General features: G+C 64.7%; 17 protein-coding genes. 15 read left to right on the top strand and 2 right to left on the bottom strand.

Annotation, left to right across the window (positions count from 1 at the left end):
- Positions 1-130 precede the first annotated feature (130 nt).
- On the bottom strand, positions 131-967 hold the full coding sequence (locus tag D6850_RS19355; RefSeq protein ID WP_147438938.1) for a VPLPA-CTERM sorting domain-containing protein: 837 nt from the start codon (positions 965-967) through the stop codon (positions 131-133).
- A gap of 338 nt (positions 968-1,305) precedes the next feature.
- Here D6850_RS19355 and D6850_RS18355 point away from each other — a divergent pair, with 338 nt between their 5' ends.
- Positions 1,306-2,415 carry a DUF2793 domain-containing protein gene (locus D6850_RS18355; protein ID WP_121169074.1) on the top strand — a complete coding sequence of 370 codons (1,110 nt, stop codon included), beginning with the start codon at positions 1,306-1,308 and terminating at the stop codon, positions 2,413-2,415.
- 17 nt (positions 2,416-2,432) lie between these two features.
- Here the strand turns inward: D6850_RS18355 and D6850_RS18350 are convergent, their stop codons facing one another.
- Entirely contained in the window at positions 2,433-3,458 is a 1,026-nt protein-coding gene (locus D6850_RS18350) for an NAD-dependent epimerase/dehydratase family protein (protein ID WP_121169073.1), read from the bottom strand.
- 256 nt (positions 3,459-3,714) lie between these two features.
- Between D6850_RS18350 and D6850_RS18345 the strand changes: the two genes are divergently transcribed.
- The 14 genes from D6850_RS18345 (at position 3,715) to D6850_RS18280 (ending at position 20,718) form a co-directional block, all read left to right on the top strand.
- Complete coding sequence (locus D6850_RS18345; protein ID WP_121169072.1) at positions 3,715-5,010, top strand: nucleotide sugar dehydrogenase; 1,296 nt, start codon at positions 3,715-3,717, stop codon at positions 5,008-5,010.
- 11 nt (positions 5,011-5,021) lie between these two features.
- Complete coding sequence (locus D6850_RS18340) at positions 5,022-5,966, top strand: Gfo/Idh/MocA family protein (protein WP_121169071.1); 945 nt, start codon at positions 5,022-5,024, stop codon at positions 5,964-5,966.
- Positions 5,963-6,538: an acyltransferase gene (locus tag D6850_RS18335; protein ID WP_121169070.1), complete on the top strand. Its 576-nt coding sequence runs from the start codon at positions 5,963-5,965 to the stop codon at positions 6,536-6,538. The genes D6850_RS18340 and D6850_RS18335 overlap by 4 nt, the downstream gene beginning before the upstream one ends.
- A complete protein-coding gene (locus D6850_RS18330; RefSeq protein WP_121169069.1) occupies positions 6,538-7,659 on the top strand; it encodes a DegT/DnrJ/EryC1/StrS family aminotransferase in 1,122 nt (373 codons plus the stop codon). The genes D6850_RS18335 and D6850_RS18330 overlap by 1 nt, the downstream gene beginning before the upstream one ends.
- A gap of 43 nt (positions 7,660-7,702) precedes the next feature.
- Positions 7,703-9,577: a hypothetical protein gene (locus D6850_RS18325; protein WP_147438937.1), complete on the top strand. Its 1,875-nt coding sequence runs from the start codon at positions 7,703-7,705 to the stop codon at positions 9,575-9,577.
- The gene (locus tag D6850_RS18320) at positions 9,564-9,995 is read left to right on the top strand and encodes a DCC1-like thiol-disulfide oxidoreductase family protein (protein ID WP_121169067.1); all 432 of its coding nucleotides are present in this window, start codon (positions 9,564-9,566) and stop codon (positions 9,993-9,995) included. Before D6850_RS18325 ends, D6850_RS18320 begins: the two co-directional genes overlap by 14 nt.
- A gap of 167 nt (positions 9,996-10,162) precedes the next feature.
- Positions 10,163-11,029: a class I SAM-dependent methyltransferase gene (locus D6850_RS18315; RefSeq protein ID WP_121169066.1), complete on the top strand. Its 867-nt coding sequence runs from the start codon at positions 10,163-10,165 to the stop codon at positions 11,027-11,029.
- A 23-nt stretch (positions 11,030-11,052) separates the two neighbouring features.
- Complete coding sequence (locus tag D6850_RS18310) at positions 11,053-12,339, top strand: glycosyltransferase family protein (protein WP_121169065.1); 1,287 nt, start codon at positions 11,053-11,055, stop codon at positions 12,337-12,339.
- The gene (locus D6850_RS18305; RefSeq protein WP_121169064.1) at positions 12,336-13,502 is read left to right on the top strand and encodes a glycosyltransferase family 4 protein; all 1,167 of its coding nucleotides are present in this window, start codon (positions 12,336-12,338) and stop codon (positions 13,500-13,502) included. The genes D6850_RS18310 and D6850_RS18305 overlap by 4 nt, the downstream gene beginning before the upstream one ends.
- A complete protein-coding gene (locus D6850_RS18300; protein ID WP_121169063.1) occupies positions 13,499-14,773 on the top strand; it encodes a hypothetical protein in 1,275 nt (424 codons plus the stop codon). The genes D6850_RS18305 and D6850_RS18300 overlap by 4 nt, the downstream gene beginning before the upstream one ends.
- 17 nt (positions 14,774-14,790) lie before the next feature.
- A complete protein-coding gene (asnB, locus tag D6850_RS18295; RefSeq protein WP_121169062.1) occupies positions 14,791-16,752 on the top strand; it encodes an asparagine synthase (glutamine-hydrolyzing) in 1,962 nt (653 codons plus the stop codon).
- A complete protein-coding gene (locus D6850_RS18290; protein ID WP_147438936.1) occupies positions 16,749-18,092 on the top strand; it encodes a hypothetical protein in 1,344 nt (447 codons plus the stop codon). The genes asnB and D6850_RS18290 overlap by 4 nt, the downstream gene beginning before the upstream one ends.
- Positions 18,093-18,106: 14 nt before the next feature.
- The gene (locus D6850_RS18285; RefSeq protein ID WP_121169060.1) at positions 18,107-19,450 is read left to right on the top strand and encodes an ATP-grasp domain-containing protein; all 1,344 of its coding nucleotides are present in this window, start codon (positions 18,107-18,109) and stop codon (positions 19,448-19,450) included.
- Entirely contained in the window at positions 19,447-20,718 is a 1,272-nt protein-coding gene (locus tag D6850_RS18280; RefSeq protein WP_121169059.1) for a hypothetical protein, read from the top strand. The genes D6850_RS18285 and D6850_RS18280 overlap by 4 nt, the downstream gene beginning before the upstream one ends.
- Positions 20,719-20,746 lie beyond the last annotated feature (28 nt).

Here is a 20,746-nt window from a genome sequence, read left to right as displayed (position 1 = left end):
ACAACATTTCGCGCCGCTGTGAGTCTTCCGCGCAACAGCACGGAGTCCGCAAACGGCAAAAGGGCCGCGGCGTCACTGCCGCAGCCCCTCTTTCATGAGATCAGGGGTCCTGCCCCGTCAGATAGCCGGCTCAGGCCGCCTTGCGCCGCCGCTGCGCCGCAGCGAACCCCAGGCCCCCGAAGGCGGTCAGCAACAGCCAGCCGGCGGCGGGCAGCGGGATGGGGGCGGGCACATTGAGCTGTGTGCTGTCAACCAGGATGCCGCCATCAACCGTGATGTCGGTGAACCAGCCATACCGGTTACCACCAACTACACCGGGAATTGTATCTGCCGGGTCGTTCCGTGTTTCCGTGAACAACAGGCTTCCTGAGGCATCCCGCAGATTCAGATCAACAGCCAGCGTGCCGCCGTCATCACGAAACAGATGTTCGAATATATACCATCCGGCCGTGGTGACGTTAAAATTGTTCAAGGTCTCGAGGTCTTCCCGCGGAGCAAAATTGGAGTTGTTGCTGCCACCGACCAGGAGATCCCCCGAACTTGAATCCTTGGTCACATGAAAGATGAAATCTCGTCGATGAGTGCCGCCCGTATTACTGGACGCGACCGAATAATCAAAGCCTGAGCCGAGGCTCCACTGAGGATCAAGGTAGATCGCGGCTTGGGCGCTGTATGTTCCCGGGAATGTATCGCGATAGTGGTCAAAGCCGGTAAACGGGCCTGTAGAACCTATGCCAGGTTCATTGGTTTCCCCGAAACGAGCAGCGTAGCTACCCTCGAATGGAGTGACGCCTAGGCCCGTCGCGTCCTGTCGCTGAATGCTACCGGCCCAGCCATTAGCATTCGAAGACCAACCGCTGGTATCCGTTTCGAAACCTTGCTCAAAAGTGGTTGCGGCCATCGCCGCGCCAGAGGAAAGCACAAGCGCCAGGGCCGGAATTGTTCCGGCTATATTGAAGATTTTCATCTCTTACTCCCTCACTGTCAGAACACCCCGCAGGGCAAAACAAATTGTGGCGATATTGTGGCCAACCTGCCCGTTCTGATGATTCGCCGCAATCGTTAACGCCGAAAAAAGGAAGGGGTGGGACCATAGAATTACGCAGGTTTTTGAAAATACATTTTAATTTCAGACAGCCCGACGATTCATCGATCCGACCGCGGCCCGGATCAGAATGCGCCCCTGCATAGAGCGGTGTTGCGGCCCGGCATTAAGGTAAGCGCGCGGGCTGGTAAGGCTCTGCACAGCATTGGCGCACAAGGATCAAACGGATACGTCACGCCAGATGCCGGGAGCCCTTCTGCATGTCCGATTTCACCCAGAATTCCACCCATCTCGACCTGCCCTACATCCAGCCCTCCCAGGCGCAAAAGCATGTCACCCATAACGAGGCGCTGCGCCGGCTCGACGCGCTGGTGCAATTGTCGGTGAGCTCGGCCACGCAGGCCGCGCCGCCCGCCGCGCCGCAGGAAGGCGCGCGCTATATCCTGCCCGCCGGGGCGAGCGGCGCCTGGTCCGGGCAGGCCGAGGGCGCGCTGGCCCTGCGCGAAGGCGGCGCCTGGGTGTTTCTCGCGCCGCAGCCCGGTTGGCGCGCCTTCGTGGCCGATACCGGCGCGTTCCGGCTGCATGACGGGACCGGCTGGCGCGACGCGGGCGGCGATCACCAGAACCTGCCGCTGATCGGCGTCGCGACCACCGCCGATTCCGCCAACCGGCTGGCGGTGGCCTCCGAGGCGGTGCTGCTGACCCATGCGGGCGCGGGCCACCAGCTCAAGGTGAACAAGGCCGCCGCCGCCGACACCGCCAGCCTGCTGTTCCAGACCGGCTGGTCCGGGCGCGCCGAGATGGGCACGACCGGGTCGGACGATTTCGAGATCAAGGTGAGCGATGACGGCGCCGCCTTTCACGGCGCGCTGCGCGCCGAGGCCGCCAGCGGGCGCGTCACCCTGCCGGGCAACGCGGCGCGCTGGGACGGCCCCTATTGCACGGGCGACCGGCGCGCGCGCATCACCGTCTCGGCGACCTGGGGCATGGCCAATGCCGCGGGGGGCAACCTGCAACGCCTCGTCGACGGCACGATGGGCCAGCATGTCTATTCCGACGGCTCCGACCAGAGCGGCAAGCACATCCAGCTCGCGCTGGCCGAGGCGCGGCAGGTCACCGGGTTCCGCCTGCATTTCTCGACCCCCCATACCGGCGACGTGAAGACGGTGATCCGCGCCACCGACGATCCGGCGAGCGAGTGGCTCACCGTTTCGGGCCCTGTCGCGTGGTCCGACATGATGGAGGCGGGGGTGGTCACCCTGCCCGCCTTCCCGATGCAGGGCTTCACCCATTACCGCATCCACGCGCTGAGCGGCGCCGCCTCCGCCGCGCCGTGGTTCCACGGGATCGAGATGGTGACGCAGGGGTAGCGCAGGCGTGTCGCGCCCTAAACCCCGTAATAATCCCGATACCAGGCGACGGTGCGGGCCATGCCGGTGGCGACGTCGGTTTCGGGGCGGTACCCGGTGAGGCGGTGCAGCAGGGCCGCATCCGCCCATGTGGCGGGCACGTCGCCCTGCTGCATCTCCATGTCGTTGCGGATCGCCGGGCGCCCCGCCGCCGCCTCGATCGCGGCGATGAAATCGGTCAGCTTCACCTTCTGCGAATTGCCGATATTGACCACCCGCCAGGGCGCCGCCGGCGACAGGCTGTCGCCCGGCGCGATGTCGCCGGCGCCGGCGGGGCGCCCGGGCGGCGCGTCCATCAGCAGGCGGATGCCGCGCACCAGATCATCCACATAGGTGAAGTCGCGCCACATCTCGCCGTGATTGTAGACGTCGATCGGCTCTCCGGCGAGGATGCGCCTGGTGAACTTCATCGGCGCCATGTCGGGCCGCCCCCAGGGGCCGTAGACGGTGAAGAAGCGGAACATCGTCGTGGGCAGGTCGTGCAGGTGGGCGTAAGAATGGCCCATCGCCTCGTTCGCCTTCTTGGTGGCGGCGTAGATGGTGAGCGGCAGGTCGGCCTTGTGCGCTTCGGCATAGGGCATGTCGGTATTGGCCCCGTAGACGGATGAGGTCGAGGCCATCATCAGGTGGCGCAGACCGCCGCCCGCGCGGGCCTCGCGCGCGCATTCCATCACGTTGAACGCGCCCACCACGTTGCTCTCGATATAGGCGCGCGGGTTCTCGAGGGAGTAGCGCACCCCGGCCTGCGCGGCGAGATGCACGATCACGTCGGGGGCGAACCCGTCGCAGGCCGCCTGCAGCGCCTCCATGTCCTCGAGCATCGCCACCGTGTCGGAATAGCCCGCATAGCCTTGCAGGATGGCGCGGCGCGCCTGTTTCAGCGTGACGTCGTAGTAATCGGTCAGCGCGTCGAAGCCGTGCACCTCGGCCCCTTCTTCCAGAAGCAACTGCGCGAGGTGAAAGCCGATGAACCCGGCGCTGCCGGTGATGAAGACGCGTGTCATGTGTCTGCCCCTGGTCGGTTCGCTTCCCTGCTTGTCCCCCAAAACCCGCCGATTGCCAACGGCTGTGGCGCAAACTGTGCCGCGTCTGATTGCCCGGATTTGGGCCATTGCAACACGCTTTTTGTTCCCCTCGTGACGCCATTGACGAACCCCGATTTGGCTAATCGACAGCAGCGCGGGTTGCTGGTAACTGCTTCACCAATCTGAAAAGGGTGGTATTTTCAGCAGCCCGATCACTTTAAGGAAATGACTGCCAATGGATTTGATCGGCAAGATCGACGACAGAACCGCCACCATCGGCATCCTGGGCCTGGGCTATGTCGGCATCCCGCTGGCGCTGCGCATCGCGGATGTCGGCCTGCGCGTCATCGGCTTTGACATCCTGCCCGCCCGCGTGGCCGGGCTGAACGATGGGCTGAGCCCGATCCGGCATATTCCCGACACCGACATCGCCGCGATGCGCGCCGCCGGCTTCGAGGCGACCGATGATTTTTCGCGCGCCGCGGAATGCGACGCGCTCATTATCTGCGTGCCCACGCCGCTCGACAAGACGCGCGAGCCGGATCTGAGCTTCGTCACCGGCACGATGGACATGATCGCGCCCCATCTGCGCAAGGGCCAGCTCCTCAGCCTCGAGAGCACGACCTGGCCCGGCACCACCGCCGAACTGCTGCTGCCCTATGTCACCGATGCGGGGCTGAGCGCGGGGAAGGATTTCCACCTCGTCTACTCGCCCGAGCGCGAGGATCCCGGCAACCCGGATTTCGAGACCCGCACCATCCCCAAGGTCGTCGGCGGGCATACCTCGGCCTGCCGCGCCGCCGGCGAGGCGCTCTATGGCGCGTTCATCGATCGCGTGGTGCCGGTCAGTTCCACGCAGGCCGCCGAGATGGTGAAACTGCTGGAGAACATCCACCGCTCGATCAATATCGGGCTGGTCAATGAACTGAAGGTCGTGACCGACGCGATGGGGCTCGACATCTTCGAGATCGTCGACGCGGCGGCGACCAAGCCCTTCGGCTTCACCGCCTATTACCCGGGTCCCGGCATCGGCGGGCACTGCATCCCGATCGATCCCTTCTACCTCACGTGGAAGGCGCGCGAATACGGGCTGCACACCAAGTTCATCGAGCTCGCCGGAGAGATCAACGCCGCCATGCCGCGCTACGTGCTGGACAAGACGGTGCGCGGATTGAACGGGGTCGGCAAGTCCTTGAACGGCGCGAAGGTGCTCGCGCTCGGCATCGCCTATAAACGCGACGTGGACGACATGCGCGAAAGCCCTTCGGTCTTCGTGATGGAGCTCTTGCGCGACTGGGGGGCCGAGGTGGCCTATTCGGATCCCAACGTGCCGGTCTTCCCCGAGATGCGCGAACATGATTTCGACCTGTCCTCGGTCGACCTGACGCCCGAGACGCTGGACGCGCAGGACGCGGTGATCCTGCTCACCGATCACAGCGATTTCGACTATGACATGATCCGCGCGCACGCCCCTGTCCTGATCGACACGCGGGGCCGGTTCAGAGACGATTCCGCCGTGATCCGCGCCTGAAGGAGCAAGCCATGACCAGTTACGCATTGATCGGCGCCGCGGGGTACATCGCGCCGCGACACCTCAAGGCGATGAAGGAGACCGGCGGCGCATTGCGGATCGCCTATGACATCAACGACAGCGTCGGCATCATGGACAGCCATTTCCCCGACGCCGCCTTCTTTACCGAGTTCGAGCAGTTCGAGAACCACGTGCACGGGCTGCGCCGCGCGGGAACGCCGATCGATTACGTGAGCATCTGTTCCCCCAACTACCTGCACAAGGCGCATATGGGATTCAGCTTGCGCATGGGCGCCGACGCGATCTGCGAAAAGCCCCTCGTGCTGGAGCCCTCCGAGATCGACGAGCTCGCCGCGCTCGAGGCCGAGACCGGGCGGCGGATCAACACGATCCTGCAACTGCGCCTGCACCCGGCGATCGTCGCGCTGCGCGACAAGGTACGCGCGGGCGACCCCGACAAGATCTACGACGTGGACTTGGGTTACTTCACCTCGCGCGGGGCGTGGTATCATGCCTCCTGGAAGGGGCTGACCCATAAATCGGGCGGCATCGCGACCAATATCGGGGTGCATTTCTACGACATGCTGTCTTTCATCTTCGGCCCGAACACGGCCAATATCGTGCATCACCGCGGCCCGGACGCCTCTGCCGGCTACCTTGAATTCGAGCGCGCACGGGTGCGCTGGGTGCTGTCGATCAACCGCGACCATCTGCCCGCGCACACGCCTGCGGGCCAGACCACGCACCGCTCGATCACCGTCGATGGTGAGGAGATCGAGTTTTCCGGCGGCTTCACCGACCTGCACACGGCAAGCTACCAGAACATCCTTGACGGGGGCGGCTACGGCCTCGACGTGGTGCGCCCGTCGATCGAGCTGGTGAGCCATATTCGCACCGCGCCGCTGGAGCCGGGAAAGAGCGAACAGCACCCCGATATCGCCAAGGTGCTGGGATGATCGACCCCACCGCCCATATCCACGAAAGCGCCTATATAGACACTGATGTGGCCATCGGCGCCGGCACGAAGGTCTGGCATTTCGTGCATGTCCTGCCGGGCACAAGGATCGGCGCCAACTGCGTGCTGGGCCAGAACGTGATGGCCGGGCCGGACGTGGTGATCGGGGATGGCTGCAAGGTGCAGAACAACGTGGCGCTCTACAAGGGCGTCACGCTGGAACGCGACGTGTTCTGCGGGCCGTCCTGCGTCTTCACCAACGTCACAACCCCCCGCGCCTTTGTCGAGCGCAAGGAGGAATTCGCGCGCACCCATGTCGGGCGGGGCGCGACCATCGGCGCCAACGCCACCATTGTCTGTGGCCACGCCCTCGGCGCATATTGCATGATCGCCGCGGGCGCGGTGGTGACGCGCGACGTGGCCCCTTACGCGCTGATGGCCGGCGTGCCGGCGCGCCGGATCGGCTGGGTCAGCCGCGCGGGCGAGGTGCTGGGCGCCGATCTCGTCTGTCCGCGCACGAACGAGCGCTACGTGGAGACGGACGGGGCGCTGGCCCCGGCGGAGGAAAGCTGATGCAGTTCATCGACCTTGCCGCGCAACAGGCCCGTATCCGCGACCGCATCGATGCCGCCATCGCGGGCGTGCTGGAGCGCGGGCAATACATCATGGGCCCCGAGGTGGCCGAGCTGGAAACCCGGCTCGCCGAATTCTGCGGGGCGAAACATTGCGTCAGCTGCGCCAACGGCACCGACGCGCTGCAACTGGCGCTGATGGCGCTGGGGGTGGGGCCGGGGGACGCGGTCTTCGCGCCCTCCTTCACCTTCGCCGCCACCGCCGAGGTCGTGCCGGGCACGGGCGCCACGCCGGTCTTCGTCGATATCGACCGCGCGACCTACACCATGGACCCCGCCAGCCTCGAGCGCGCCATCGCGCACGCGCGCGAGCTGGGCCTCGCGCCCCGCGCGGTGATCCCGGTCGATCTCTTCGGGTTGCCCGCCGCCTACCCCGCCTTGCAGGCCATCGCGGATGCCCAGGGCGTCACCCTGATCGGCGACAGCGCGCAGGGCTTTGGCGGCGCGGTTGACGGGCGCATGACCGGCACGTTCGGCGCGCTCACCACCACGTCCTTCTTTCCGGCCAAGCCGCTGGGGTGCTACGGCGACGGCGGCGCGCTCTTCACCGATGACGGCGAACTCGCCGCGCTGCTCGATTCCTTGCGCATCCACGGCAAGGGGCGCGAGAAATACGACAACGTCCGCATCGGGGTGAATTCGCGGCTCGACACGCTGCAGGCGGCGATCCTGCTGGAAAAGCTGGCGATCTACGAAGACGAGATCGAAGCGCGCCAGGAGGTCGCCGCGCGCTATACGGCCGCGCTGCATAACCGCTTCATCACACCGCATGTGCCCGAGGGGTATCGTTCGATCTGGGCGCAATACACGCTGCGGGCCGAAGGCGCGCGCGCGCGCGACGCGGCGATGACGGCGCTCAAGGCGCAGGGCGTCCCCTCGGTGATCTACTATCCCCGCCCGCTGCACGCGCAGACCGCCTATGCCGGGTTTCCCCGCGATCCAGCCGGGCTGCCCGAAAGCGAGGCGGCGGCGCGCGAGGTGTTCAGCCTGCCGATGCATCCCTATCTCGAACCGCAGGCGCAGGACCGGGTGATCGCCGCGCTGGGAGGCGGGGCGGGCTAAAGCGCTTTAACGCCAGAAATATAAACCCAAGGCAAACAATAATATGGCCGTCACGTCAGCATCTCTATTTTCCAGACGGTCGCTCTGGATCATTATGCTCGTTGGGATTGGATTCCTGCTTTTGGGAGCGATCCAACCGGTGTTCATCCGCTACGTGATGATTGGAAACCTGCACGCAGATCCCGCCCAAATCCTGTTGTCGTCCCTGTTTTCCCTGACGTTCTTTGCCCTCCTGCTTGGCCTTTACGTGGCGTTCGAAAAAACGCCGAAAGCACGCATCACAGGCGGTGGATATATTTACGGCATCCTGAACCGGTCAGTGCCACGTGCGACCAGTATGGCGCGCATCCTACTAGGCCTGTCGTTCTTTTTGGTGACCTTGAAGTATACTGCCCTGATCTATGACGAAGGCCTGTTGCGCAGCGATCTTTTCACCCAGGCCTTGCCGCAATATCCCAAGCTGATCGACCGGGTGATCCCGTTTCTGGACTTTGGGCCCGGTCTCTACACGGGGCTGGCAGCGGCGCTTCTGGCCCTGACCACACTGGGGTTGTTCAGCCGTGTTTCATTCACGGGGGCCTGGGCGCTGGCGCTCTACCTCGTCTCGCATTACGAGAGCCAAACACCGCTCTGGTCACATGGCGAGGTTCCCATCATCCTCGCCGGTATACCGTTCCTGCTGCGCGACATGCGGGGTCACTGGTTTGTCGGAAACCGGGCCAACGGCGTGCCATTGAGCCCTTACGGCCCGATCTTCTTTTCGCAGGTATTTCTGGCCCTGTTCTATTTTGGCGCGTTCTTCATGAAGATGGTGTTCGGCGGATTGTCCTGGGTGACGTCCAACCATTTCACCAACAGTCTGGATATCGCGTGGGAGCCGGTCCATTCCGCCTTGCAGAAACCCGGCTACGTGAGCCTGGTGCAGGAAATCCCGGCGCTGACGACCCTTTCGAGCTGGGGACACCTGGCCATGCAGGCGATCCCCATCCTCGTGCTGTTCAGCGCACACAAACCCTTTGCCCGCGCCTTCGAGGGCGCCGTGTTCGTCGGCGGGGTTGTCCTGCTCTGGGCGTTCATGGGTCACCTGTGGCCATGGTACTGGTGGCTTTTCATCGGCACCGTCTTCATCGACTGGGATTATTTCCTGACCCGAAAGGTGGCGCGGCTCGATACCCCGACGCCGGTGGGGGGGCTCTCGGCTCAGACATGGTGGGGGGTGCTGCCGCTCTACCTAGGGCTTTATGCGCTGATGGTACTGTCGCTGGTGATACCAAAGAAGCTGGACCTCTATCCGTTTTTCGACCACCTCACGTTTTATGCACTGCCCTATGACAGCTATCCTTACGGCAATGGCGATCAGAGTTACTATCCCGAACGCGGCCTGATGGTCTTTGATCCTGCCTGCGGGCTGGATCAAGCCTGCCATTATGCAAACCGCGTATCCGGAAACACGAATTCTGCCGGCTATTCTGTGCTGGATGCGATATCCGGGGATGCCCGCAGCGCATTGCTCCTTGACTGCCTGCAACACCGAACCGAAAGCTTCTGCCGGCGCGTGCCCGAAAATGCGGAAGGCATCGGGGCATGGCGGGGCGTGTTCCGCTATACGTCCGGGCATGGTCTGCCCTTGGTTGCGGCCGGCTTCACCACCCTTACCCTGAAGGGGCATTCCCTGTCGGTCGAGATCGACGGGGCGGGCAATCCGGTGGCCACGGGGTCGGCCGCTGACGATATCGACAGGATCGTCCTGCGCCGTCTCGACCGGACGACGGGAACGTTGGTCGAGGTCACCAGCGGCCAAGATGCGCAGGCCTGCCTGATGATGGCCGATGTCGTATGGAAAAACGGCCTTCAGGCGCCATTTATGATCAAGGACACCTGCCGCTGGCGGGTCGACGAGGTATATGATCGTGACTGATACAGGCCATTCCATCGCAGCCTACCCTGACCTCGCGGCGTTGATCCCGCAGGAGAATGCGATCCTCTTTGACGGGGATTGCATTTATTGCAACGATTTCGCACGCGTGATGAGCCTGCGCTCGACCCTCGGGTCGCTGGCTCTCGTGAACGTGCGGGACGCACCCGATCTCATATCGGCCCTGCGCGACCACGGCTTCGAACCAAATGAAGGTATGCTCTTCAAGGCGGGAAATCAGCTGTTTTTTGGCGCCGATGCCGTTCACATGCTCGCACTTGCCTCGCAAGACAAGGGGCTCTGGGGGCTGGCCAGCAAAACGGTCTTCAAGAACCCGACCCTGGTCAAGGTCGCGTATCCCTTGATGAAACTGGGACGGCGGATCACTCTGATAGCGCGCGGCAAGCGGAAGATCGGTTGATCGACGGCCCCGTGCCGGTAGTTTCTCCGCATCGGTCACACCGGTCATGAAAAGCGCTATCGGGGTTTTCGCGAAACACTTTGGAAGGCTCCGATTTGCCTCTGGTTCGACTCTGCATAAGCTGTTAACAGCCCTCAATCCGATCCGGACATATACTGAGAATTGCAATGACCCGTAGCTATTCCGTCGATCAGATGCGCGATTTCGCGAATGCCGCGGACAAGCGCAACGACAAGTCCTGGCTGACCTCTCAGGAAGAGCGCAAGCGCCTCGAAAGCGAGTTTCACGACAAGAAACACGAAGAAATGGAAAAGGCCAAGGCCGACAAAGCGATGGACACCTATGAGGCGGTCTATACCAACCGCAAATACTACAAGGCCGTGCGCGCCTGTTCGGACTACACCAACGCCTGGATCGAACGCGAATGCAAAGGCCAGATCGTGCTTGATTACTGCTGCGGCGTCGGCGGCACCTCGATCAAGGCCGCCAAGGCGGGGGCCGATCTGGTCATCGGCATCGACATCTCTGAAAGCTCGCTCAAGGTAGCACAGAAACGCGCCGAGGCCGAAGGCGTGGCCGACCGCATCCTGTTCATCTTGGGAGATGCGGAAAACACCGGCCTGCCCGAAGGCTCGGTCGAACGCACGATCTGCTCGGGCGTGCTGCACCATCTTGATCTTGATCATGCGGGGCCCGAACTGTTCCGCGTGACCGCGCCGGGCGGCAAGGTTCTGTCGATCGAGGCGCTCGATTACAACCCCGCGATCAAGCTCTACCGGATGCGCACCCCCGATCTGCGCACCGAATGGGAAAAAGCGCATATCCTGTCGCTCAAGGACGTGCGTAAGATGGGAGAGTATTTCGAGGTTCCAGACATCCGCTTCTGGCACATCACCGCGATCGCGGCGCCGCACCTGCCGGGCTTCATGCTGCCCGTTCTGAACGGTCTGGACCGGGTGCTGGAGAAAATCCCGATGGTGCAGCGTCTGGCGTGGATGTTCACCTTTGAAATGCGAAAGCCGCTGACGGGCTGAGGCCCGTCAGTCCCGCGTCGCCCATGCGCATCTGGGTCATCAAGACCGGAGAGCCCATTCCTTATCTCCCCGAAGAGGCGCAGGACCGTTTCCTGCGCTCGGGCCAGATGGTTCGCACGCTTCTTGCCGCCGGGCATGACGTCACCTGGTGGAGCGCGCGGTTCTACCATCAGAAGAAATCCATGCGCGCGGCGCCGAGCGACACGCTCATCCCCGGCACCGGGAACACTCCCGCTTCGGACGCCGTCGCCTCGCCCGACATTTTCCTGCTGAACTCTTTGGGCTACCGGCGTCATATCGGCCCCGCGCGGCTGATTGATCACGCACAGCTCGCACGCGGGTTCGCGCGCCACGCCCCGACCCTCGCGCGCCCCGGCCTCATCGTCGCGTCCTGGCCCACAATCGAACTGGCCGATGCCGCTGTCCGGTTCGGCGCGCAGCACGGTATCCCAGTCGTGCTCGACATACGCGACCTCTGGCCGGACATTATCTACGCCAAGCTGAACACGATCCTGCCGTTCCGCACCAACGGTTTCCTGCTGCGCTATGAGCGCATGGGACGCCGCTCGTTTCGCGGCGCGCACGGTGTGACGGGGCTCAGCCAGGGAATGATCGACTGGGCGCGTGACCGGTTCGGCGGGACGGGTGTGGACCGGGTGTTTCACCAGTCGATGACCCCGCCGCAGCTGGACGATACCACCCGCAGCGCCGCGCGCGCCTGGTGGCGCACCAAAGGTGTCGATCTGGACGCGCCCAAAACCCGGCTGGTCTGGTCCGGCTCCCTCGTGCCGGAAACCGACGGGCGCACCCTTCTGGCCGCATTGGACGCCCTACCCCCCAAGGTCGCGCGCGAGATCGAAGTGATCCTCTGTGGCACCGGCAGCCTTGTACCCGAGATCGAGGCGCTGGCCGCGCGCGCGCCGCATGTCGTGTACGCCGGATGGGTCGAGGCCGACAGGCTCGCCGCGCTCACCGAGGCCTCGCATATCGGGCTTCTGTGTTATCTCGACCGGTTCGATTTCCGCAATTCGGTGCCCAACAAGGTGGTGGATTACTGCGCCGGGTCGATGCGCATCCTGACCAATCTCGGCGGCGAGGTGCCGCGCCTGCTGGACGGCACCGGCACCGTGATCCCCTATCCCACCGGCGACGTAGCCGGTCTCGGCGCCATTCTGACGCAGATCGCGATCGATGCGGAGCGCTACCGGGTGAAACATCCCCCGGCCCGCGCCGCGTTCGATGCACATTTTGACACGCGCCGCGTGCTGGCCGATTATGTCACCTATGTCGAGGAGCTGGCCCGGACATGACCACGGCCATGACCTCTGACCACAAAACCGGCCGGATACTGCGCATCGCCCAGATGACCAGCGGTCACGAGGCGCATGACACCCGTATCGTGACCAAGCAATGCGGCGCGCTGGCCGCCGCCGGGCATGAGGTGTTCCTGGTCTGCCGCGCTCCCGAAGGCGCCGCGAACACCCCCGACGGTGTGACGCTGGTGCCTTTGCCGCGTCCCACTGGGCGGTTTTCCCGATTCTGGCGGACGGCGCGGGACGTGCGCCGCGCGGCCGAGGCGCTCGATCCGGACATTTATCATTTCCACGACCCCGAACTGCTGCCGCACGGTATCGCGCTAGCGCGGCGTGGCGCGGCGGTAGTCTATGATGTGCACGAAGATTACCGCGCCTCGCTGCGCAACCGGGCGTGGATTCCCGCGCCGCTGCGCCGGATCCTGTCCTTCGGGATCGCGTGGCTCGAGAGACGAATGGAGCGGCTGGGCTGGGTTGCGGCGGCGACACCCGACATCGAGGGCCATTTCACGCCCGCGCGCACCGCCCTCATCCAGAACTTCCCCAGCCTGACCGAATTCGACAGCCAGCCCGCGGCCGATCCGACCGTCCGGCCGGCGCGTCTGATCTATGTCGGCGCGGTGACAGAGGAGCGCGGCATCACCGATATCCTGACCGCCCTGCCCGGCTTGGCCAAAGACCATCCCGGCCTCACCTTCGATCTGGTTGGCCCGATCGACGCAGCCCTTTTGGCGCAAATGCAGACAATGCCGGGCTGGCAATATACGCAGATCCACGGCCGCCAGCCCCGCGCCGAGGTGGTTCGCCTGCTCGCTTGCGCGCAGATCGGCATCTGCGCGCTGCGCGATCTGCCGCGCTACCGGGTGTCGCAGCCGACTAAGCTCTATGAATACATGGCGGCGGGCCTGCCGGTTCTGGCCTCGGATTTCCCGTTCTGGAAGGATCTCGTCGGCGACGGGATCGGGGCCTATGTGGCCCCCGGCCCCGAGGGGATCACCGCCGGGCTGCACGCCTTGCTGGCGGCCCCGGAGCGCGCCGCCGAGATCGGCGCGCAGAACAGCGCACGGGTCACGAAATTCAGTTGGGAGGCGGATTTCGAGAAACTGCTGGCGCTGTACGACAGGGCGCTGGCCGATCACAAGGCATCGGGGCGCGAATGAGCGTACCGGGCCTCGAGATCGCCACGGCACGGGTCGACATTACGCCCGCCGCACCGGTGCCGCTGGCCGGGTATGCCGCACGCCGCGGTGTGTCGGACATACCTGTCCCCGGCACGCTGGAGGCGGCGATCACCGGGCTGCGCCCGGCGGACGCAAGCACCCCGCCGGTCTGGCTGATCTCCTGCGACACGCTTTTCGCCGATACCGCCTTCGAGCGGGCTGTGGTTCGCGCTGCTGGACTCATCGACGCCCGGTGCATGATCCTCGTCGCATCGCATACCCACGGTGCGCCGTCGCTGAACGCAACCGCCATCACTGGCAGCACCCCGGCGCCAGAGTATCGCGCGGAGGTCGTTCAACGGCTCGGACAAACGGTTGCGTCCCTGAATGCATCCGGCCCGTGGCGCCCGGTGGAGCGTATCACGCGCGCCAGCGGTCCGGGGCCCGCGACAACCAACCGGCGCCGGGTCGGGCTCTATTTCGACCGCCCTGCGGGGCGGCTGCGCTATGGCTGCCATTACGGACACAACCCGCAAGGCGCGCGCGATCCGATGCTGCACGCGCTGACCTTTCACGCGCCCGACGGGCCGGCCGCGATCTGGTGGTGCCTTGCGGCGCACCCCGCCTTCTACCCCGACATGCGGGCAGTCTCGGCGGATTTCCCCGGCGCGTTGCGCGCCAGCCTGTCGCTCAGCCACCCGGAGGCCGCGATCAGCTTCCTGCCCGGTCTGTCCGGCTCCGTCATTCCCGCGGTGCCGCGTCATCCGCCGCTGCGCGCCCCCTGGCGGCGCGCCCTGCTGAGCCGCCTGCCCCTGATCCCCGGGCTGGGCGGGTTTACCCCCGACAGCTATGCGGCATGGTGCGCGACCTTGATCGCCGCATGGAACCGGTTGCAGCCAAAAACCGTCTCCGGCACCCTTTTCGGCCCATTCGCGCTGCGCCTCAGGCGCACCGAAACCACATCCGTGTTCCGTGCGGGCGATCCGGCCATGCCGATGATCCTGACCCGGCTCGATATCGCGGGGCAGACGATCCTCTTTCTCAACGGTGAGCCGCTGGCCGAATGGCAGCCCATCCTCGCCCCGTTCCTGCCGCCCGGAGCGATCCTGACCGGCTATGCGGCGGGGCCGACGGCCTATTTCGCGCCACCCGACTGCCTGGCCGCAGGGGGCTATGAGGTCGACGGGTTCCAGAGCGCCTTCGGCCTCACCGGGCGAATGTCCCCGGACGCCGCTGAAACCGTTACAGATACCTTGAAAACGCTGGTCTAAGGGCTCAAGAGAGAGCCATGTGCGGGCTATTTGCCATATTCGACAGGACGGGGGAGGTCGCGCTCGACCACCGGCTGCTGCTGCGTCAGCTGCGCCACCGCGGACCTGACGCTGCAGCGGTGCGCTTTTTCGCGCCCGATGGCGCCGCTCTGCCCGATACCGCGCCGCTGCCCGCGCGCCCGCATGTCGCGCTGGGGCATGTACGGCTCAGTATCCTTGACCTCGATCCGCGCTCGAACCAGCCGTTTCAGAGCGAGGACGGCCGTCATGTGCTCGTCTATAACGGCGAGATCTACAATTATATCGAACTGCGCGCCGAGTTGATCCGCGCCGGCCACAGCTTTCGCACCGAAGGTGATACCGAGGTGCTGCTCAGGGCGATCCTGCATTGGGGGCCGGATATGGCGCTCAGCCGGATGGAGGGCATGTTCGCCTTCGTGCTGCACGATCGCGAGATCGGCGCCGCGCTCGCCGGGCGCGACCAGCTGGGCATCAAGCCGCTGTTTCACGCCGACTGGGACGGCGGGCGCGCCTACGCTTCAGAGGTCTGGCCCCTGCTGGCGCTGCCGGGTGTCAGCCGCGCGCCGGACGATACACGCCTCGCCCAATATCTGCTCTCGGGCGGGCAGGAACATGACGGCGGCAGCTTCTTTGCCGGGATCGGCAGGCTGCCCGGTGGCGCCCATGAGACGCTGGATATTCATACCGGCCAGCCCCCCGACCGCCACCGCTACTGGCAACTGAGCCTCCCCGAACACACGGTTCCCGAAAAGGATGCCGTCGCGGTCTTTCGCGAGCATTTCATGCAGAACGTCCGGCTGCATCTGCGCTCGGACGCGCCACTGGGGGTGGCGCTGTCGGGCGGGCTCGACAGTTCGGCCATCGCCGGAGCGATCCACCACCTCGAACCGGACATGGAGCTGAAAACCTTCAGCTTTCTGCCCGAAACCGAGGAATGGAGCGAAGAACGCTGGATCGATCGCTGCGCGGATCATGTCGGCGCTTCTCAGCACAAGGTGCGACCGCGCGCCAAGGATCTGGTCGATGACCTTCCCGCATTGCTGCGCGCACAGGGCGAGCCCTTCGGCACCACGTCGATCTACGCCCAGTTCCGGGTAATGAAACTGGCCGCTGATGCCGGCATCAAGGTCATGCTCGACGGTCAGGGCGCGGATGAGCTGCTTGGTGGGTATGCCCCCTATGCAGGTGCACGGCTGTTGTCGCTGTTACGCACCGGACAGGTCGGCGCCGCCCGGCAATTGCTGCGCCAAGGACCCGCATGGGTCGCAAGCGGGCGGGGGGCGATCCTGCGCGATCTCGCACGCTATGCTCTGCCCCGCGCCGCGTCACGCCGGATGCGCCAAACCGCCGCGCGCCGCGCACCCTATGACTGGATCGAACCCGCATTGCTGGAACGCGCGCGCATGTTCGCGCCCGGCGCCGATGGCTGGGGACCGGGCGAGAGCTATCTCAAGCGGACGCTGATCGAGGCGGCAACCCATTACGGCCTGCCCGAGCTGCTGCGCTACGAGGACCGCAACTCCATGCATGTTTCGCTCGAGAGCCGGGTGCCGTTCCTCACCGCGGGGCTGGCGCAGACCTGCGCGTCCCTGCCCGAGACGATGCTGATCGGCCCCGATGGCCAGACCAAGCGCGTGTTGCGCGAAGCGATCCGCGGCCTCGTGCCCGAAGAGATCCGGATGCGCCGCGACAAGATCGGGTTCCGCCCGGATATCGCGCGCATGAACGGGCCGGTTCTGGATCACTTCGTGGAACAGGCCGGCGGGATGGACCTGCCTGCGGGTCTCGACTGGGACCGTCTGCGCCGCCGCTTCGAAGCCCTTGGCGACCGGGATGCCCTTCTGGCGCACCCTTGGGTCTGGCGGGTGCTGAACCTGGGGTTCTGGCACGACATGGTGCAAAAGGCCCCTTCGGCAGTTGCCACCGGCATGCCCCCGCGCATCAGGGCCTCCGCATGAACGCCGCCGCCCCCCTGTCCACATGGGATATGCGTATCCCGGTGCGCCAACTTCTAACGACGCTGCTCTATTATCACCTGTGTCTGGCCGCAATGCAGTGGCTGATCGCACCTTACTTCGGCTCGCTCTACGCCCTCGCGTCGGGCATCCTGGTGCGATATGTTCTGGCGCTGCCGATGGTTCTGATCCTGGTCGCACTGCTGCCCAGATTCCGCCGCCCGTCCGATTTCACCGTGACGCTGATGGCGCTGACCACGATCATTCCGGCGCTGGCTTTCTACGTGATGCATGGCGGTGATTATCTCTACATCCTGATCGTCTTCGCTGGGTTTCTCGTCTACGATCTGACCCGACGGTTCCCGGTCCGGCTGGGGAGTTCGATCAAGCTCGGCATGCGCTCCGTCATCTTCATCTCGTTTGTCTTTGTTGCGCTAGTGACGCTGATGATGCTCCAGGAATTTCGCATCAATTCGATCTCGGCGCTGCTGTTCGATCTTTATTCGGTGCGCGCCGACGTGACCGAAAACATGAGCTCGTCCCTGCTGATCTACATGCAGTCCTGGACCCATTCGGTCATCATGCCATTCCTGATCATCTATTTTTTCGCGCAGCGACGCTGGTTCATGGTCCTCGCCCTTGCCGGGCTGACCTTGCTTTTCTTCCTGGTGCTGACCGGCAAGGGCATCCTGTTCGATCCGTTAATCACCCTGCTGGTGTTCCTGACCCTGCGGCGGCGAACAGAGTTTAGCGGCCTCTTCCTCGCCATCAGCGCCGTCATCGTGCTGGCTTGGCTCGAAATCGTCCTTTTCGACAGCTTTTCGCTGTCCTCCCTGCTGGTGCGGCGGACGCTCTTCGTACCGGTCATGCTGAACTACAATTATTACGAGATCTTCTCGGAGCTCGGGCATGTCTATTATTCGCACAGCGTGTTTTCCTTCCTGTCCGACTATCCGTTCCAGATCCCCTATCAGACGATTGTTGGCGTATCGCTCTTCGGCACTGAGGCGGCCCATGCCAATACCGGCATTTTCGGCACCGGTTTCATGCATTTCGGCTATGTCGGCATTCCGGCGTTTTGCGCCGTGATGGGGCTGGCGGCGGCCTACGTGGACAATTGCCGGATCTCGCGCACCGACCCGGCCTTCGCCGCCGCCATCGTCGCGGTCCCGAGCTACACGATTTTTACCAGTGCCGATCTGTTTTCCGGGATGCTGACCAACGGCTACCTGATCGCCCTGCTCTATTGCACCGTCAGCGGGCAGGTGGGCATCGGCACCGCGCAGACCGCTGCCCGCTCCGGGCCCGGATCCGACCCCGTCCGGCGCGCCTCCTATTCCTGAAAGGCCCCTGCTTCATGGCAAACCAAGCCCTGTCCGTATCCGTCGGCAATGCCCTGCGCCGCGTGCGGTCCTATCTCTTTCTGGTCCGTGGCATGGGTCAGTTGCTGCGCCGGCGGCTGGACCCCACCGTGCGCGCACAGCCCGCGGTCATCGTGCTCTCGCTCGGCTCCAAGGGATCATCGGCCAGGGTCGCGGCGGCGGCGCGGGCACGTGGCTACCGGGTGGTGGTGTTCTGCGCCGAACTGCCCTTCGCCGAAGCGCGCTACATGGATCATTACCACCGGATCGATTGCGTCACGGATTTCGACAAGGCTCTTGAGACCGCACGCGGCTATGCTCCCGAGGCGATCCTGCTGGAGGGCAAGAACCGCCTGCTACCGATGCAGAACAATCTGGCCCAGACCCTCGGCGTGACCGCGGTCGGGAACGCCGCCGTCAAAAGCTCGAATTCCAAGATCGACCTTCACGCCAGCCTCGATCGGGCCGGGCTGGCGAACCTGCCTTGGGAAATCCTGCCCGAGGACGGCCGCTCCAAGCTGAGCTTTCCGGTGGTGTCCAAGCCCGATGTCGGCACCTCCTCGATGGGGGTGCAGTATCTCGACAGTCTCGACACGTTCCGCAACGACAAGGCCTATTGGGACAAGGTCGCCCAGGATACCGATATCGACGGCCAGATCATGCTTGAGAGCTATATCGACGGGCGACAATTCGATGTCGAGGGCGTGGCGCGCGACGGCGCATTCCACATCCTGACGGTGGTCGAGGAATACTATCAGAACGCCGCGCCCTATTTTCCGCCCTCCTGGTTCCTGTTCAATCCGCCCATCCCCGAAGAACAACGCGCGCGGCTTGAAAAACGGGTTGAAGAGGCGCTCAAGGCCTTCGGCGTCACGGTCGGTGGCTGGCATTGCGAAAGCCGGTTCTCGGATGAAAAATACGGCGATGGCAGCCTGCGCCCCGGTATTGCCGGCAACGAGATCTACGTGCTCGATTACGCCAATCGCATGGGCTACAATCAGCTCGTTTCCGAGAGTTGCGGCGCGGATTTCGCCGGCGCATACGTCGATACGATGCTGCCCCGGCCCTTTAGCCCGCCGCAAATCACGCGTCGGTCGGTATTGCAGATCATGATCCGCGACACCGAAACGTTGCGCCGCGCCAAGGCGCTGGCGCAGGCGCGTCCCGACGTCGTGCATCGCGGGGCCTTTGTCCCGTTCGAGTTCTCGGCCCATACCTATTTCGGCCATATCGTGCTGAGCTGCCCCGACTTTGAGACGCTGCGCGACGCGCTCGCCGCGCATGACCTCATTCCCGACACTTGGGCTGGGTTTTACCCGGACGCGATGGCAGGGGCATGACATCTCGCCGGCTGGTCGGTGGCGCGGTCCTGCTGTCGGCGGGGGCGCTGATCTATCAGGCCGTGGCGGCGATGGTGTTCGTCGCCATCCGCTGGTGGTCGAGCGACGTGCAGGCGGCGGAGTTCTTCCTGGCGATGACCTTCGCGCAGATGGGCGGCGCCGTCGGACCGCTGAACCTGCAATACCAGATGATCGCCGATACCGAGACCGACCGCGCACGCGGCGATGCCGGCGTGATCCTGACACTGCTCATCGTGCTGGGATCACTCGCAATCGCGCTGTCATGGGGTTTGGGCTATGTGGCCGGGGCGCTGGCGCTGCCGCTGTGGGCCTTCATGCTGTCGCTGGGCACCGCAGATCTGATGCGTGCGGTCCATCTGCGCACCGGCAATAACGCGCTGGCGGCGTCGATCCAGCTGATCCTCGCAGCGGCGATGGCGCTGGGGGGCGGGGCGTTCCTGCTGACCGGACGTCCGGGCGACGTGTTCTGGGTGGCGGCCCTCGCCGCCCTGCCCGCGCTTTTTGCGCGCCATCCCATCCGGCCCGTGCTCAACCTGACGCAGATTTTCAAGACGCTGCGTCGGGGTTATCGCTATGTGCTCTACCGCACGCCCACGACGCTGACCGATTTCCTGACCGGGCGCGGCGTGGTGCTGGTGCTGACCGCGCTGGGGGCCAATTTCGTCGCGACGTTCTTTCTGGTGCTGCGCATCGTCGGCTTGCCGGTGCAGCTGGTGGCATGGGGGCTGTCGTTGCTGTTCTTCCGTCAGGCATCACTGCAAAGCGCCGAGGCGTCGGTGCGCCAGCTGGCTCGCGCATGGAGGGCGCTTACGCGGTTCGGCCTGCCGGTCCTCTGGGCCGGGGCCGCGCTCGCCTTCGTGCTTTTGCCGTGGCTCGAGCCGGTGCTGGGCGGCGGGGATATCCTCGCGCCGACGCTGGCGGCGGTGTTCTGCTATTCATTTGTGCTGGCCTATGTCGGCTGGATCGGGCGGCTTTTCGATACCGTGGGCGCACAGCGGTCGGCTTTTGTCTTTGAGACCATCGGGAACGGCGCGATGATCGCGCTGTTCTGGCTGGCCGCGCGCAGTGGCGACGTGGCGGGATTCCTGCCGGTCTGGCTGGGCGGACATCTGCTCTATAACACCGTCTGGACCCTGTTTCTGTTCCGCACGCTGGGCGCGTCGGGCGGGCTGGTCTGGCGTGGGTTCGTGCTGCCGCAGACACTTGCGATCGCCGGGGTGCTGGGGCTTTTCCTCTGGCTCAGCTGAGGGCTAGAGCGTTTCGCAAGGGCGTGGG

Source organism: Roseovarius spongiae (genome assembly GCF_003651245.1).
Taxonomy (GTDB): Bacteria; Pseudomonadota; Alphaproteobacteria; order Rhodobacterales; family Rhodobacteraceae; genus Roseovarius; species Roseovarius spongiae.
This window is presented reverse-complemented; position numbering and strand designations above follow the sequence as displayed.

Excerpts from the sequence above, each read along its gene's own strand:
- D6850_RS19355 (WP_147438938.1), bottom strand. The coding sequence starts at position 967 with ATGAAAATCTTCAATATAGCCGGAACAATTCCGGCCCTGGCGCTTGTG.
- D6850_RS18355 (WP_121169074.1), top strand. The coding sequence starts at position 1,306 with ATGTCCGATTTCACCCAGAATTCCACCCATCTCGACCTGCCCTACATC.
- D6850_RS18350 (WP_121169073.1), bottom strand. The coding sequence starts at position 3,458 with ATGACACGCGTCTTCATCACCGGCAGCGCCGGGTTCATCGGCTTTCAC.
- D6850_RS18345 (WP_121169072.1), top strand. The coding sequence starts at position 3,715 with ATGGATTTGATCGGCAAGATCGACGACAGAACCGCCACCATCGGCATC.
- D6850_RS18340 (WP_121169071.1), top strand. The coding sequence starts at position 5,022 with ATGACCAGTTACGCATTGATCGGCGCCGCGGGGTACATCGCGCCGCGA.
- D6850_RS18335 (WP_121169070.1), top strand. The coding sequence starts at position 5,963 with ATGATCGACCCCACCGCCCATATCCACGAAAGCGCCTATATAGACACT.
- D6850_RS18330 (WP_121169069.1), top strand. The coding sequence starts at position 6,538 with ATGCAGTTCATCGACCTTGCCGCGCAACAGGCCCGTATCCGCGACCGC.
- D6850_RS18325 (WP_147438937.1), top strand. The coding sequence starts at position 7,703 with ATGGCCGTCACGTCAGCATCTCTATTTTCCAGACGGTCGCTCTGGATC.
- D6850_RS18320 (WP_121169067.1), top strand. The coding sequence starts at position 9,564 with ATGATCGTGACTGATACAGGCCATTCCATCGCAGCCTACCCTGACCTC.
- D6850_RS18315 (WP_121169066.1), top strand. The coding sequence starts at position 10,163 with ATGACCCGTAGCTATTCCGTCGATCAGATGCGCGATTTCGCGAATGCC.
- D6850_RS18310 (WP_121169065.1), top strand. The coding sequence starts at position 11,053 with ATGCGCATCTGGGTCATCAAGACCGGAGAGCCCATTCCTTATCTCCCC.
- D6850_RS18305 (WP_121169064.1), top strand. The coding sequence starts at position 12,336 with ATGACCACGGCCATGACCTCTGACCACAAAACCGGCCGGATACTGCGC.
- D6850_RS18300 (WP_121169063.1), top strand. The coding sequence starts at position 13,499 with ATGAGCGTACCGGGCCTCGAGATCGCCACGGCACGGGTCGACATTACG.
- asnB (WP_121169062.1), top strand. The coding sequence starts at position 14,791 with ATGTGCGGGCTATTTGCCATATTCGACAGGACGGGGGAGGTCGCGCTC.
- D6850_RS18290 (WP_147438936.1), top strand. The coding sequence starts at position 16,749 with ATGAACGCCGCCGCCCCCCTGTCCACATGGGATATGCGTATCCCGGTG.
- D6850_RS18285 (WP_121169060.1), top strand. The coding sequence starts at position 18,107 with ATGGCAAACCAAGCCCTGTCCGTATCCGTCGGCAATGCCCTGCGCCGC.
- D6850_RS18280 (WP_121169059.1), top strand. The coding sequence starts at position 19,447 with ATGACATCTCGCCGGCTGGTCGGTGGCGCGGTCCTGCTGTCGGCGGGG.